This window comes from Alteromonas sp. W12, from assembly GCF_001924945.1.
Taxonomy (GTDB): domain Bacteria; phylum Pseudomonadota; class Gammaproteobacteria; order Enterobacterales; family Alteromonadaceae; genus Alteromonas; species Alteromonas macleodii.
Genome location: NZ_LQXH01000001.1, coordinates 1,374,153 through 1,389,335, shown reverse-complemented (window position 1 = coordinate 1,389,335; position 15,183 = coordinate 1,374,153). Strand labels below are relative to the sequence as shown.

Here is a 15,183-nt window from a genome sequence, read left to right as displayed (position 1 = left end):
GGACCTAATGCGCAATGAGTGAGCAAGCGCCCAAACGTTTAAATAAATATATTAGCGACACTGGCCTGTGTTCTCGCCGTGAAGCGGATAAACTCATTGAGCAAAATCGCGTTACCGTTAATAACCAACCACCTGAACTGGGTACGAAAGTGGGGCCTGGTGACACTGTAAAGGTAGACGGTAAAGTTGTAGGTGCCGTTGCCTCAGACAAGTCAGATCGCGTATATATTGTCTATAACAAACCCATTGGTATCACCTGTACAACTGAGCGTCATGTCAAAGGCAACATTATTGACGCTATCGGTCACAAGGAACGTATTTTCCCCGTAGGAAGGTTAGACAAACCATCGGAAGGCTTAATCATTTTAACCAGCGATGGGGACATCGTGAACAAGATCCTGCGCGCTGAAAATGCTCATGACAAAGAATACGAAGTTACGGTTAACCAACCAATCAGTGAGCGCTTCGTCAACCGTATGTCTCGCGGAGTACCAATTTTAGGGACGGTGACGAAGCCTTGTGTGGTTAAACCCACGGGCAAAAATACATTTACCATTATTCTAACTCAGGGTCTTAATCGACAAATCCGCAGAATGTGTGAGTTTTTAGGGTACGAGGTCACCAAACTAAAACGAACCCGAATCATGCACCTTGAACTCGGCTCACTAAAACCTGGCCAGTGGCGTAACCTAACAAGCCGTGAACTAACTATTATGCAAAATGCAGTTCGCTCTTCTACAAAAACAGCGAGCAAAGTTGAGTTGCGTAAATAAATGAAACTACTACATTTAGTAGTAGTTTATTGATAAGACAATTTAAGATTTTGAAAAACGGACATTATCATTTTTTTTCGGTAAAGGATTTTCCCCCTAGTGCTGAAATATTGGCTAACTACGATGTATTTTTCGTGGTGGCTTCTGTTGTTATTGCGATATCTGCTTCCCTTATCTCTTTCGTTCTTTCTGCGAAGATGTCGCAAACAGAGTTACAAAATGAGCGAGCATTTTGGTCGCTGGCATCAGCGTGCTTTCTTGGTTTTGGCATTTGGGCGATGCATTTTGTTGGGATGCTTGCCTATCAGCTCCCTCTTGAGGTTTCGTACGACCCTTTCATAACCCTACTCTCTGTGTTACCCGCGATTCTTGCGAGTATTGTTGTGATGAGTAAACTGCCACATAAAGCTAACTCGCTTTTGCTTCGCAGTTTGTATATGGGGCTTGGCATTGGCAGCATGCACTACATCGGCATGATGGCAATGCAGATGAATGCCATCATGGCGTACGATGGCTGGTACTTCTCTTTGTCTATTGTGGTTGCCGTCGGTCTAGCAGGTATTGCTTTAAAAACCCATGAATATGTCACCACTTCGCAACTGCGAATACTTAAACAAATTGTTCCCGCCATTATAATGGGCAGTGCTATATCCGGTATGCATTACACCGGTATGCTGTCTATGCACGTATATGCACTGCCCTCCACGCAAATACTACAAGAGCCAGAAACCAAAAACCTCGCTTATTTGGTCATGCTAATGGTGATGCTTTTCGCGTTTACTATTCTTATTTTTATTGAGCTGCGAGCACGTACGTTATTGCTGGAACGCTATAACGCGGTGTTAAATACAGTACAAGAAGGCGTATTGACTTTCGACAGTGCCGGCATGGTTGAATTTGCCAACCCTGTCGCGTTAAGCATGTTTGGTCTCGACAGTTTTTCTCCTCAGACTATTCACATACGCGAGCTTGTGAGCCCTTCTGAGCATGCCCATGAACCACTCCTGATAGGATTAAAAAAAGCGGCAAAGAATAGCGCAGCGCACAACGTGCCTTTAACTCTGGACGGTATTCGGAAAAGCGGAAAGGTTTTTCCTTTGACACTTCGCATTAATTTGCTGCCGGGAAACCATATTTCATATGTGTGTACGGTAAAAGATTTGTCTGACGTCAAGAACCAAGAAGTTTTTGCACAAACGGTGTTTGACGCACTGCCCAATATGTTGATTGTAAAGCGTGCCGACAGCCTTTCGATTACCCATGTAAATGATGCGGGAAGTAAAATATTGGGCACCGATAAAGCGTCACTCGTGGGGCTATCTGATTTTGATATATTCGACGAGGCGGAGGCCAAGAAATTTATATCTGACGACAAGCAATTACTTTCAAGTTCTGAAAAGCAAATCGTTAACGAATTCAAACTCAATATAGGTGGTGTGACGCGCTTTTTTGAGACGAAAAAGATTGTCATTGATGACAACTACGGCACCCCTCAATACATATTGGCACTGTCTGAAGACGTAACAAAATGGCGGGAAGCTCAACAGACGCTTAAAACGTTAAACCGCCGCATGTCTATGGCCGCTGACGCAGCACACATAGGTGTATGGGAGTGGGACATCGCTACTAACGAGCTCATTTGGGATGAGTGGATGCATAAAATCTACAATGTCTCCAAAGCTGGTTTTAGTGGTCAATTTAGTGACTGGGAATACACAGTTCACGATGACGATATTGCCAATGTGAAGCAAAAGATAGAGCAATCAATAAAAGATAGCTCAGGATTTCACGCAATTTTCAGAGTGAAAGCCGCTGGCGACAAATACCGTCATGTTAGCGGTTATGGTCGCATTGAAGGCAACAAGATGTTTGGAATTAATGTTGATATAACCGAGCAAGTCGAAGCAGAACAGAAAATTAGAAAACTGGCAAATAGCGATACGCTAACAGGTTTAGCGAATAGGCTTGCCCTATCTACCTATATGCGAAATGAGCTTCCTCGATTAGAGAGAAACAATAAGGTGTGTACGCTACTTTATCTGGATCTCAATCGATTTAAGCCCATTAATGACGAATACGGCCATACAATCGGTGACGAAGTTCTTGTTGAGCTTGCACAAAGGCTTCAATCCATGTGTCGCGTGTACGATATTGCATCACGGGTTGGTGGTGATGAGTTTATCGTAGTAATCACCGAGCTAAGCACTGAATACAATGTAGAGACACTTAAAGCCCGACTTGCTAAAAAGCTTACACAGCCTATTACTACCACACAAGGCGCGTTCAGCGTTGGCGTCAGCATAGGTCACGCGAGCTATCCAGAAGAAGGCAAGACGCTAGAAGAGTTAATTTACATTGCAGATGAGCGGATGTTTGAAAATAAAAAGCAAAACATACCGTCGAACTAACGCGTAATACAAACACAAGGTTAATTGGCCGGCTTCATACATGCACTAGGGTGTATTGCACTTCGCTGTACATTTTTGCAAAAAAAAAAGCGCCCATTGGGCGCTTTTCTTGAAACCTAGTCTTATCGACGTAGACCTAGACGCTTGATAAGGTCAAGGTAACGCTCTGCGTTCTTGCCTTTAAGGTAGTCTAGAAGCTTACGACGTTGGCTAACCATACGTAGAAGACCACGACGTGAGTGGTGATCTTTCTTGTGATCAGCAAAGTGACCTTGAAGCTTGTTGATGTTGTGAGTAAGCAAAGCAACTTGAACTTCTGGTGAACCAGTGTCGCCTTCTTTAACGCCATACTCAGCAATGATTTTTGCGGTTTCTGCTTTAGTTAGTGACATATCATTCTCCTAATATTAATGCTTCGCCGATCACTAATTCAGCAAAGCGGAATGAGCGCCGTATTATAATGACGTTTACAGACTTAGCAAGCCATAAACCGTCTTTATTTACCGGCGCAGCTACGATGGATAAACAACTCGACGTTTTGGGTTAACAAACACTTCTTGTTTAGGGATACCTTGGTCTTTCGGGTCAAGAACCCCTTCCCCTACACCTAAGAAAATACCACTGGTATCGTCGCCATGGTAAACGCGGTAAGACACGCCTTCACCCAGCGCTTCGCTACAAATCCCTTTTACAGATTGGCCGTTATCAAAACGGTTTCTTTCAGCGTCGTTAATGGTCACAAATGGCAACCGACTTACGGCGGTATCCATAGGAATCAATAAGTCATCCAGCGCTTTAAAGTCACCTTCTTCCAGTGATTCCTGAATTTCAATTAACTTATCCAGCGAGACCATTTTATCCGTAGGATAGTCTGCTACTTCCGTACGGTGTAAGCGAGTCACGTAGGCGCCACAGCCAAGGTTCTGACCTAAATCATCTACGATTGAGCGAATATAAGTGCCCTTACTGCATTTAATGCGCATTTCTACAAACGGCAGTTCAATACGCAGTACATCTAATTCATACACTTCAATATCACGAGGTTCACGCTCAATCTCTATACCTTGACGTGCATAGTGATAAAGTGGCTTACCTTGATGTTTAAGCGCTGAAAACATGGACGGGATTTGTTTACTCTTACCTAGAAACGCCAAGCACGCATCACGTACTTGTTCTTCGCTTACATCAACAGGCTTTTCTTCAACCACTTCGCCATCGGCATCAGACGTGGTGGTGCGAACACCCAGTTGAGCAGTTACCTCGTAGGTCTTTTCTGCATCCAGAAGAAACTGAGAAAACTTCGTAGCTTCACCCAAGCACAGCGGCAACATGCCACTGGCAAGTGGATCAAGTGCGCCTGTATGCCCAGCCTTCGCAGCTTTGTACAGCCAGCGCACTTTTTGAAGCAGTTGGTTAGATGACCCACCAAGCGGTTTATCAAGCAATACTATGCCGTTAATCTCACGGCCTTTACGACGTCTTGCCATTTACTCCTGCTCTTGTGGATCGTCTTTATCGCGCTTTGACTCATCTTTTGCGATGGTCTGAGACACAAGATTAGAGATACGCATACCTTCAACAATCGACTTATCTTCAAAGAAGTGAAGATCAGGCACTGAGCGCATGCGAATACGTTTAGCTAGAATACTGCGAATAAACTTTTTGTATTCTGCCAGTTGTTTAATTTGCGCTTTACCTTCTTCTTCGGTGCTGTTGTAGATAGTCACAAAGATTTTTGCATGCGCTAGGTCGCGCGACACATCTACGTCAGAAACCGTGATCAAGGGCATGTCGCCAACGCGGTGCTTGTATTCATTTTGCAGAATGCTCGCCACTTCTTTATGGACTTGCTGAGCGACTCTGTCGGTACGTGAAAATTCACGGGCCATTATTCTCTCCTTTCCTTATTTAACGCAGGGCATGCGTGAAGCCTGTTTACTGTATACAGACAAAAACGGGAGCACTCGGCCCCCGTTTTTCACATGCCGAATTAACTAAGGCAATTAAATTTCGCGCTTAACCTCAACGATTTCGAAGACCTCGATTTGGTCGCCTACTTTCACGTCGTTGTAGTTCTTAACGCCGATACCACATTCCATACCGTTACGTACTTCTTGTACGTCATCTTTAAAGCGACGCAGTGACTCTAGTTCACCTTCGTAAATTACTACGTTGTCGCGAAGTACACGGATTGGGTTGCTACGCTTAACGTTACCTTCAGTAACCATACAGCCCGCAATTGCGCCCAGTTTCGGTGACTTAAATACGTCACGTACTTCTGCAAGACCTATGATTTCCTGCTTGAATTCTGGTGCAAGCATACCACTCATGGCCGCTTTCACTTCGTCAATTAGGTTATAGATAACGCTGTAGTAACGTAAATCAATTTCTTCAGCTTCTAGTACGCGACGCGCTGTTGCATCGGCACGAACGTTAAAGCCTAGTACGATAGCGCCTGATGCAGCCGCAAGGGTTGCGTCAGTCTCAGTGATACCACCTACACCACTACCTACAATGTTCACTTTTACTTCAGAAGTAGAAAGCTTAACAAGTGATTCAGAAATTGCTTCTACAGAACCCTGTACGTCAGCTTTAAGTACGATGTTAAGTTCGCTAACGTCACCTGATTCCATGTTCGCAAACATGTTTTCAAGTTTCGCTTTTTGCTGACGAGCAAGTTTAAGTTCACGTTTCTTCTGATGACGTTTCGCTGCTACTTCACGCGCTTTACGCTCGTCTTTAACAACGGCTGCGTCTTCACCCGCTACCGGAACACCAGACAGACCAAGTACTTCCACAGGCGTAGAAGGACCAGCAATCTTAATTTCATTACCGTTTTCGTCACGCATTGCACGAACACGGCCGTATTCTTCACCACAAAGTAGAATGTCACCAGCGCGTAATTGGCCTTCTTGAACCAATACAGATGCTACTGGACCACGGCCTTTATCAAGGCGAGATTCAATAACAATACCGCGACCTGGGCCTTCAGCTACTGCTTTAAGGTCTAGAACTTCAGCTTGTAGAACGATAGCTTCAAGCAGTTCGTCTACGCCCATACCTGTTTTCGCAGAAACGTTACAGAACTGGTGCTCACCGCCCCACTCTTCTGAGATAACTTCTAGTTGAGATAGCTCAGTTTTAACGCGATCAGGGTCAGCTGTTTCTTTATCCATTTTGTTCACTGCAACGATAAGAGGTACGCCAGCAGCGCGAGCGTGCTGTACCGCTTCTTTCGTTTGAGGCATTACGCCGTCATCTGCAGCAACAACAAGAATAACGATATCCGTCGCCGTAGCACCACGAGCACGCATTGCGGTAAATGCGGCGTGTCCAGGTGTATCTAGGAACGTGATTTCGCCATTTTCTGTTTCTACTTTATATGCACCAATGTGCTGGGTAATACCACCGGCTTCACCGTCTGCAACTTTCGCGCGACGAATGTAGTCAAGCAATGACGTTTTACCGTGGTCAACGTGACCCATGATAGTTACAACAGGTGCACGTGTGGTTTTTTCACCGCCAGTGCCATCTGCCAACAACTCATCTTCAAGTGCGTTGTCGTTAACAAGCTCGTACTTATGACCCATTTCTTCAATTACTAGTACCGCTGTATCTTGGTCTAGTACTTGGTTAATGGTTGCCATTTCGCCCATCTTCATCATCGTTTTGATAACTTCGTTAGACTTAATTGCAAGTTTACTTGCAAGTTCGCCAACTGTGATGGTTGCGCCAAGCTTAACTACACGCTCTACAGGTGCAGCTGGCTTGTTAAAGCCTTGCTTAAGATGCTCACCCGCATTTTTCTTCGACTTACGACGACGGCGCGATGAACGCTCAACCTGCATGTCTTCTTCGTCTTCAGCTTCTTGAGCATAACGGTTAGAGTGCAAGTGAACTTCTTCAGCTTCTTCTTTCTTACGACGCTCTTCTTCTTCCTTCCAGCGACGCTCGTTCTCTTCAGCAAGTTTGCGCGCTTCATCAGCCGCTTTCTTCGCGTCTTCTTCAAGCTTCTTCTGCGCTTCTTCTTCTTGCGCTTTGCGCAGACGTTCTTCTTCCTGACGAGCCGCTTCAGCTTCCGCTTTTTCAGCTTCAGTTAGCTCAGGTTCGTCGGCCTTACGTGCTTCAGCTTCTTTTTTCGCTTGTTCTGCGCGACGAGCACGCTCTTCTTCAGCAGCTTTCTTAGCTTCTTCAGCTTTACGTGCTTTCTCTTCAGCGGCTTTTTTCGCTTCAGCTGCTGCTTTTTCTTCCGCTTCGCGCTTCAGACGAGCTTCTTCTTCAAGACGCTTCGCCTCTTCTTCCGCTTGACGCTGCTGTTCTTCAACATCGCTACGCTTAACGTAAGTGCGCTTTTTACGTACTTCTACTTTCACTTCTTTAGACTTACCAACACTTAGCGTGCTGGTTGTCTTACGCTTAAGTGTCATACGTGTCGGTTCAGCTGCGCTGCCGTGTTGCTTACTTAAATGATCCAATAGTTTTTGTTTCTCGTCTTCGTTTACCTGATCGCCGGCATTCTTAGTGATACCCGCGTCTTTAAACTGGCCAACCAATCGGTCAACGGTCGTACCAATGTCGCTGGCGAGCTTTTCAATAGATACATCTGCCATTACGTAATTTTCCCCCTGTTGACCTTACTCTTCTTCACTGAACCATACGATATTACGAGCCGCCATGATTAACGCACCGGCTTTCTCTTCGTCTAGTTCATCGATATCACTGATATCATCGGTACCTTGTTCTGCTAATTCTTCCAGGTCAGTAACACCGCGGCTGGCCAACACATAGGCCACGTGTTTACTCATACCTTCAAGATTTAATAAGGCTTCTGTAGGCTCTGCACCTTCAAGCGATTCTTCGTTCGCCAGTGCACGCGTGGTTAGGAAAGCGCGCGCTCTGTTGCGCAGCTCTTCAACCATTTCTTCATCTAACCCTTCAACCGCTAGAAGCTCACTTGCAGGCACGTATGCCACTTCTTCTAACGTTGTAAAGCCTTCATCTACCAAGACAGACGCGAATTCTTCGTCAATGTCCAAACCAGCAGTAAATAGATCAAGTACCTTCGCGTTTTCTTCTTCGTGCTTCTTGTTGAGATCTTCAACCGTCATCACGTTAAGTTCCCAGCCTGTAAGCTGGCTAGCTAGGCGAACGTTTTGACCACTACGGCCAATTGCCTGTGCTAGGTTGTCTGCTTCAACCGCTACGTCCATGCTGTTGCTGTCTTCATCAACAACGATTGACGCCACTTCGGCGGGAGCCATAGCATTGATAACGAATTGCGCTGGGTTTTCGTCCCATAACACGATATCAACACGTTCACCGCCAAGTTCCCCTGATACGGCTTGTACACGTGAACCACGCATACCAACACACGCACCAACCGGGTCTAAGCGCTTGTCGTTAGTTTTAACCGCAATCTTTGCACGAGAACCTGGGTCACGCGCTGCAGATTTAATTTCTAGTGTCTCTTCCGCAATTTCTGGTACTTCCAGACGGAAAAGCTCAACTAGCATGTCTGGGTGCGTACGGCTAATAAATAGCTGTGCGCCACGTGCTTCTGGACGAATAACGTAAAGAAGGCCACGTACACGGTCGCCCGGACGGAAAGTTTCACGAGGAAGCATGTCATCGCGGTAGATAACACCTTCAGCGTTGTTACCTAAGTCGATGATGATGTTGTCGCGGTTTACTTTCTTAACCGTACCTGTAACCAGCTCACCTACTTTGTCTTCGTACTCAGCAATCATTTGCTGACGCTCAGCTTCACGTACTTTTTGTACAATCACTTGCTTTGCGGTCTGCGTAGTTATGCGGTCGAATTTAATAGATTCAATCTGTTCTTCCACATAATCGCCGAGTTGTATCTCTGGTTCGTCGATTTGTGCAGCAGAAATCGTAATTTCAGCAAATGGGTTTTCCTGTTCTTGATCATCAGGGATAACCAACCAGCGACGGAATGTATCAAAGTCACCAGACGTTCTGTCGATGCTTACACGAACCTCAATTTCGCCTTCGTTTTTCTTTTTTGTTGCACTAGCGATCGCAAACTCTAGCGCTTCAAAAATTTTCTCTCTAGGCACTTGTTTTTCATTTGAAACGGCTTCCGCCACTAACAAAATTTCTTTATTCATTTTCGCCTCTCTTTTGCTTTCGTCGATGAAAGCAGAGCTGTTCCGTTAATCGAACGTGGGAACAACGTTACCTTTTTCGATATTCGCCACAGCTAACTGGAACTGCTGGCCATCCACTTCAATACTTACGATGCCATTTTCGCACGCGAGTACTTTGCCTTTAAAATTACGTCTGTCATCCATTGGCATAGACAAACGAATTTGAACCACTTCACCCACAGACTCGATATAGTGCTTCTCTTTGAAAAGCGGTCTGTCCATACCCGGTGATGACACTTCCAAGTTGTATTCAGTGCTAATTGGATCTTCAACGTCCAAAATTGCGCTAACCTGATGACTTACATCTGCACAATCATCAACGGTAATACCGTTTTCATGATCAATAAAAACGCGAAGAATAGAATGCTTCCCCGCTCGTACAAACTCGATCCCAACCAGCTCAAAACCCAGTGCTTCAACACCTGGCTCTAGCATTTCGGTTAGTTTCTCTTCAAGTTTTGCCAATGCAAACCTCCAAAAACGAAAAAAGGGCCTAAAGCCCACCTGTCATCACCCGGCTCAGCGAGGCTGACTCCAGGTTTTAATACAACAAAAAGCCCCGGACTAGCGGGGCTTTTATTAAAATTCTGAACCCATACCTGCCAACAAGGGCAGTTGCAAACCTATGGGTAAAACCACCGTTAGGTGATAGCTTGCTAATGATAAGTGCGTTACTTTCCTGTACTGAGGGAGCCCGCTCTCATCACTTAATGAGCACATTATACGTATAGCCGTCGCATTAAGCAACAGCCAATAGGCGCAGACACTGGAGGGTGTCGATCTTTTCTGTGCAAAATTCGGCCAGCATGAAAGTATTTTAATTGCGGTTTAGTCCAGCAGACTTAGTCTTCGTCTTTAAATGTCGCTTTAATATCAAGAATTTTAGGCATAATTTCTATCATCAAATCGACAAGTCTGGGTTCGAAATGCTTTCCCTTTTGGCTTTGAAGAAAATCTACCGTTTTTTCAATACTCCAGGCGTCTTTATAAGGACGTTTGCTGGTTAAGGCATCGAACACATCAGCAATGGCGCAAATACGTCCCTCAATGGGAATATCTTCACCCGCAAGCCCTTTAGGATAGCCTGACCCGTCCCATTTTTCATGGTGGGTAAGCGAAACAGACTTTGCAACTTTCAACAACAAAGAATCGCCGCAATCACCAATGATTTCCGCACCAATCTCAGGGTGGTTTTTCATGGTGGCAAACTCTTCGTCTGTCAGCTTCCCTGGTTTCAACATTATACTATCAGCAATACCAATTTTGCCGATGTCGTGCATCGGTGCAGCATGAAGCAGAATTTCAGCCTGTTTATCTGTGAGTCCATAGGCAAGCGCAAGCTCTTTCGAATAATGGCTCATGCGCATGACATGCATGCCCGTCTCATTGTCTTTATATTCCGCCGCTCTACCTAAACGCTGTACAACTTGTAAACGGCTATCAAGTAGCTCGTCAGCTTGCACCAAACTGAGGTGGGTTTTAACCCGCGCTTTTACGATGGCCGGAGATATAGGCTTAGTAATGTAGTCCACAGCGCCCGCTTGGAAGCCTTCCGTTTCTTCGTGTTCATCATTTAAGGCGGTGACGAATATAACGGGAATGTGCCTTGTATCTGCTTGCTGTTTAAGCTGGCGGCATACTTCAAAACCCGTCAGTCCAGGCATCATAACGTCAAGCAATATCAAATTTGGCTGTCTAGTCTCAGTGAGCTTTAACGCTTCTTCGCCATTTCTCGCAAAAATAAGCTGATAATCATTAGCGAGAAGTTGCTTTAAAACCCTTAGGTTTACTGGCTCATCGTCAACGAGTAATAAAGTAGGTTTTGTGATTTCAATGTTTAACATGCCGCGTCTCTTGGCTACTTTAATTCTTGTATCAATGTAGAGATGCGCTCATGCGCCAACTCGAACTCAAAATCATCGATATCTAAGAGAATTTGAGTTATTTGTTCTTTGTGACTAGAACACCCAACTTCGCGTAAAAATGACAATTCATCTTCATCTACCATGTTTTGCTCTACACTATCGAGCATAGCCTCCAAATGACTCAGCAGCAATGCATTATCGATACTTTCATTAATGGCATTTTCGGCATACAGTGGCGATTCGCTAAGCATCAACTCGATTTTATCTAAGGCATCACGAAGACGGTTAACGTCTTCAATATTCACCTCTGATTTTAGAGCCTGAGCTTCAATTTCCCTGGTCGTATGATAGAAGGTGGTTAAGCAAAGGTTACCCGATGTACCTTTTAAACCGTGTGAAAGTGTAGCAACCGCTTTATAGTCTTCACGAATTGCCGCCCCCATTAAGTCGTCGACTTTATCCCTGCAGGTAGTAGAGAATTTATCCACCTCTTGTAGGACGGCCTCTTCACTCCCCCATAAATCGATGGCCTTCTTCAAATCCAACACGTTTTTATCAACTTTAAGCGCAGATGCTGGAGCATTTACTTCTAATGTGTCTGGTACCGAGTCGACCTGAAGCGTATCTATGTTAAGCACGCGAGCAATCTCGTCCATCAATTGAGGGAAATCGACGGGCTTGTTGGCGAACCCTTCCATTCCCGCCTGCTGCGCGGCATGTTTGTCCTGTACTAACACGCTAGCAGTCAGCGCAATAATGGGCGTAGGTGGTAAGCTATTTTCTTTTTCAAACTCTCGACGCTGTTTGGCTGCCTCTAGGCCATCTAACTTAGGCATCTGTAAATCCATCAGTACCACGTCAAACGACTTAGCGCGCATTTTATCTAATGCAATCTGTCCATCTGTTGCCGTTTCTACACTGTGGCCAGCGCGTTTTAGCAGCAACGAAAGCAACTCAAGGTTTTGCTGCACATCATCAACAACCAGTACGGTTAACGAGGTTTCAATACGTGCTGCTTTAGAGGAGAGCTCACTAGATACGTAATCATCAATTTCTACAACTTCTAGAGGAAGTCTGAAAGTAAAGGTCGTTCCTTTACCTTTTTCACTAGTTGCACATATATTGCCGCCCATCAGTTCAACTAACTGCTTGGAAATAGTTGTACCCAGCCCAGTGCCGCCGTACTTTCGACTCATCGATGCATCTGCTTGAGAGAACGGGTCGAATACTCTTTCTACTTGCTCTTGCGTCATACCAATGCCGGTATCTGTCACGTCAAAATACACAAACTTTTCATCACTTTTGACATTGATAGTCACTTCACCCTCGTGAGTGAATTTAACGGCGTTGCCTATAAGATTGTTAAGTACCTGCCGCATTCGCTCCGGTACACCTCTGTATCCGTTAGCTACAGAATCATCGACATTAAGTACAAGTCCAACTTTTTTGCGTTTGGCTTCTAACCAAAATGTTGAAATAACCAAATCCAACTCTTCGCGAATAAGGAAATCGCGATAATCTAAATCAAGCTTACCTTTATCCAACTTCGCGCTATCAAGTATGTCGTTTAGAAGATGCAGCAAAGAACGTGCGGAACGGTTTATCGTGGTTAAGTGAGATTTTTGCTCTTCGCGTAAGGCTTCTCCTAACATGAGGTCGCTAAAGCCTATGATTGCATTCATAGGCGTACGGATTTCATGACTCATATTAGCAAGAAATGCGGTACGCGCAGCGGCAGCTTGCTCCGCTTTTTCCTTTGCCGCTTTTAATTCATTTTCCATCACTTTTCGATGTGTTATGTCAGATATAAAGCCGTCTACATAAAGCACCATGCCATCATCGTCCTTAACCTGCACTCCATGCTCGATAACCCACTTCACCTCGCCAGATTTCGCGACAATTCTATATTCATATGAGAATTCGCCCACCTCAGGACTAATAGACGAAAGGCGCTCAACATCATCAGGATGGTAAAGATCGGTGAAAGAGCGCTTCGGGTTGGGCAAGGTAAAATCTTCAGGCGGGTATCCGGTTACTTCTATTACAGCATCACTAATAAATACCATGGGCCACCCTGGCATATTTAAACAGCGATAAGCCATACCAGGAATATTTGAAATGAGGCTTCTAAACTTAGCTTCGCTCTCACGCAGTGCATCTTCCATTTCCTTGCGTTTGCGTAAATCAGAAGCGAAAGAGACAAAAACGGGTTTCCCATCAATTTTTGTGTAGCCGACACCAAGGCGCACTGGTATGCGCTCACCATCTTTGCGAAGTACTTCTACTTCTCTTCCTGTACCAATAATTTGCTCAGTTGGTACTACTCGCTGACTGAAGAAGTCATCACCGTATAAATGACGTCTTTCAGGAGTTACTACCTCAGCTGCGTGCATACCGATTATTTCTTGCTGAGTATAGCCATAGATGCGCTCAACAGCGGGGTTAGCGGTTTTTATGATGCCTTTGTCGTCAACAGTCAGGATGGCGTCGACGGCGGTATCGGTAATAGCACTTTGAATTCGCTCACTTTCAATGGCGCGTACCATTACATCGCGATATTTAAACAGAAGGCTAATGCCTAATACCATGGTAATTAATATTAACGTAACGATAGCAATCGAAATCGCTAGATAAACGGCAATATCTGAAGACTGACCCGACGTTTCCATTCCTGGTGGCAATACGAATCTTGCTGCCGCCATCCCCGTATAGTGCATACCAGAAATAGCCAGTCCCATGACGATACTTGCAAGTAATACATGTTTTCCTAACAGCTTTTTACTTTTCGTAGCAGCTGTAATGCCGAATTTAATCCACAGCGACAGCATGGCTAAACACACAGCTACCACAATAGAAAGGGCAAACGTACCAAGGTCGTAACGAAGAAGCGGTGCCATTTCCATAGCGGCCATACCACTGTAGTGCATAGTGCCAATACCAGCACCTACCAGTACACCACCTAATATTATTTCAGCGAGGCTAATACGGGACTTAGTTAAAAGGTGAAGCGCCACCCAAGCAGCGGCAATCCCGGGAACGGCAGAGAGCCCGGTAATCAGAGGATCATAGTCAACGGGCAGACATAAATCAAAAGCGGTCATCCCCAAGAAATGCATAGACCAAATACCACCGCCTAAAGCAACGCTGCCGGTGCCTAATAAGGTATTTCGTCGAAGTTTGTCTTCGGTGATCGCGGCTTGTCCTGCCACATTAAACGCCATGAATGAGGCAAATACAGCCACCATAAGCGATAGAATAACCAAAGGAAAATGATAAGCACCTTCTATTAAGGTGGCGTGTTCTTCAAAAGTAAAAAAACGGGATATCATAACGCGGCCATACTACCTATTAGTTTAATTTTCAATGGTGGCGTGAGGTTAACTTAGCACACTCATTTACACAGTGTAGTAATTAATTCAAAATTATCGTGTAAATCAAGGAACGCTATTATGTTTTGCCGTATAAAAAGAAAAAACCCAGCAAAAGCTGGGTTTTAAATGTGGTTGCGGGAGCAGGATTTGAACCTACGACCTTCGGGTTATGAGCCCGACGAGCTACCAGACTGCTCCATCCCGCGACTGTACGGTATAGCTTGCGATTGCAATGCTTTGTAATTCTGGTTTTCAAATTGGTTGCGGGAGCAGGATTTGAACCTACGACCTTCGGGTTATGAGCCCGACGAGCTACCAGACTGCTCCATCCCGCGCTTGTACGGTAAAGCTTGCCTTTGCAATGCTTTGAAATTCTGGTTATTTTCTGTGGTTGCGGGAGCAGGATTTGAACCTACGACCTTCGGGTTATGAGCCCGACGAGCTACCAGACTGCTCCATCCCGCGCCAGAAAATTATTGTTGTAAGCGCTTCATTTAATGCCTCGCTTCAACGTGGTGCGTATTATACATAGGGACTTTCGCAACACAAGTACCAGCATGCGAAATATTTCATTTTTCTGACTGTTAGCGGTTTAA

The 15,183-nt window shown here is 45.1% G+C and carries 10 protein-coding genes and 3 tRNA genes; 2 read left to right on the top strand and 11 right to left on the bottom strand.

All coding sequences use genetic code 11. From position 1 onward, the window contains the following. Positions 1 to 14: 14 nt before the first annotated feature. Both rluF and AWH61_RS05855 read left to right on the top strand, forming a co-directional pair. Complete coding sequence (gene rluF / locus AWH61_RS05860) at positions 15 to 773, top strand: 23S rRNA pseudouridine(2604) synthase RluF (protein ID WP_014949260.1); 759 nt, start codon at positions 15 to 17, stop codon at positions 771 to 773. 50 nt (positions 774 to 823) lie between these two features. Then, positions 824 to 3,181, top strand: coding sequence for a diguanylate cyclase domain-containing protein (locus AWH61_RS05855; protein ID WP_249922606.1), 2,358 nt, complete (start codon positions 824 to 826; stop codon positions 3,179 to 3,181). Between the two features lie 122 nt (positions 3,182 to 3,303). Here the strand turns inward: AWH61_RS05855 and rpsO are convergent, their stop codons facing one another. The 11 genes from rpsO to AWH61_RS05800 form a co-directional block, all read right to left on the bottom strand. Next, a complete protein-coding gene (gene rpsO / locus AWH61_RS05850) occupies positions 3,304 to 3,573 on the bottom strand; it encodes a 30S ribosomal protein S15 (protein ID WP_012518257.1) in 270 nt (89 codons plus the stop codon). 120 nt (positions 3,574 to 3,693) lie between these two features. Further along, a complete protein-coding gene (truB, locus tag AWH61_RS05845; RefSeq protein ID WP_075176454.1) occupies positions 3,694 to 4,668 on the bottom strand; it encodes a tRNA pseudouridine(55) synthase TruB in 975 nt (324 codons plus the stop codon). Then, a complete protein-coding gene (gene rbfA, locus AWH61_RS05840; protein WP_014949257.1) occupies positions 4,669 to 5,070 on the bottom strand; it encodes a 30S ribosome-binding factor RbfA in 402 nt (133 codons plus the stop codon). A gap of 114 nt (positions 5,071 to 5,184) precedes the next feature. After that, the gene (infB, locus tag AWH61_RS05835) at positions 5,185 to 7,791 is read right to left on the bottom strand and encodes a translation initiation factor IF-2 (protein ID WP_014949256.1); all 2,607 of its coding nucleotides are present in this window, start codon (positions 7,789 to 7,791) and stop codon (positions 5,185 to 5,187) included. A gap of 24 nt (positions 7,792 to 7,815) precedes the next feature. Further along, on the bottom strand, positions 7,816 to 9,312 hold the full coding sequence (nusA, locus tag AWH61_RS05830) for a transcription termination factor NusA (protein WP_014949255.1): 1,497 nt from the start codon (positions 9,310 to 9,312) through the stop codon (positions 7,816 to 7,818). Positions 9,313 to 9,357: 45 nt separating this feature from the next. Then, positions 9,358 to 9,816, bottom strand: coding sequence for a ribosome maturation factor RimP (rimP, locus tag AWH61_RS05825; protein ID WP_014949254.1), 459 nt, complete (start codon positions 9,814 to 9,816; stop codon positions 9,358 to 9,360). A 377-nt stretch (positions 9,817 to 10,193) separates the two neighbouring features. Next, positions 10,194 to 11,195: a response regulator gene (locus AWH61_RS05820; protein WP_075176453.1), complete on the bottom strand. Its 1,002-nt coding sequence runs from the start codon at positions 11,193 to 11,195 to the stop codon at positions 10,194 to 10,196. A gap of 14 nt (positions 11,196 to 11,209) precedes the next feature. Beyond that, positions 11,210 to 14,545: an MHYT domain-containing protein gene (locus AWH61_RS05815; RefSeq protein WP_075176452.1), complete on the bottom strand. Its 3,336-nt coding sequence runs from the start codon at positions 14,543 to 14,545 to the stop codon at positions 11,210 to 11,212. Between the two features lie 171 nt (positions 14,546 to 14,716). Then, a tRNA-Met gene (locus tag AWH61_RS05810) sits at positions 14,717 to 14,793 on the bottom strand. A gap of 52 nt (positions 14,794 to 14,845) precedes the next feature. Continuing rightward, positions 14,846 to 14,922: transfer RNA gene (locus AWH61_RS05805), tRNA-Met, on the bottom strand. Between the two features lie 53 nt (positions 14,923 to 14,975). Continuing rightward, positions 14,976 to 15,052: transfer RNA gene (locus AWH61_RS05800), tRNA-Met, on the bottom strand. Positions 15,053 to 15,183 lie beyond the last annotated feature (131 nt).

Bases quoted from the DNA above. Each gene is read 5' to 3' on its own strand.
- infB (WP_014949256.1), bottom strand. From the start codon at position 7,791: ATGGCAGATGTATCTATTGAAAAGCTCGCCAGCGACATTGGTACGACC.
- rpsO (WP_012518257.1), bottom strand. From the start codon at position 3,573: ATGTCACTAACTAAAGCAGAAACCGCAAAAATCATTGCTGAGTATGGC.
- rbfA (WP_014949257.1), bottom strand. From the start codon at position 5,070: ATGGCCCGTGAATTTTCACGTACCGACAGAGTCGCTCAGCAAGTCCAT.
- nusA (WP_014949255.1), bottom strand. From the start codon at position 9,312: ATGAATAAAGAAATTTTGTTAGTGGCGGAAGCCGTTTCAAATGAAAAA.
- rluF (WP_014949260.1), top strand. From the start codon at position 15: ATGAGTGAGCAAGCGCCCAAACGTTTAAATAAATATATTAGCGACACT.
- truB (WP_075176454.1), bottom strand. From the start codon at position 4,668: ATGGCAAGACGTCGTAAAGGCCGTGAGATTAACGGCATAGTATTGCTT.
- AWH61_RS05820 (WP_075176453.1), bottom strand. From the start codon at position 11,195: ATGTTAAACATTGAAATCACAAAACCTACTTTATTACTCGTTGACGAT.
- AWH61_RS05815 (WP_075176452.1), bottom strand. From the start codon at position 14,545: ATGATATCCCGTTTTTTTACTTTTGAAGAACACGCCACCTTAATAGAA.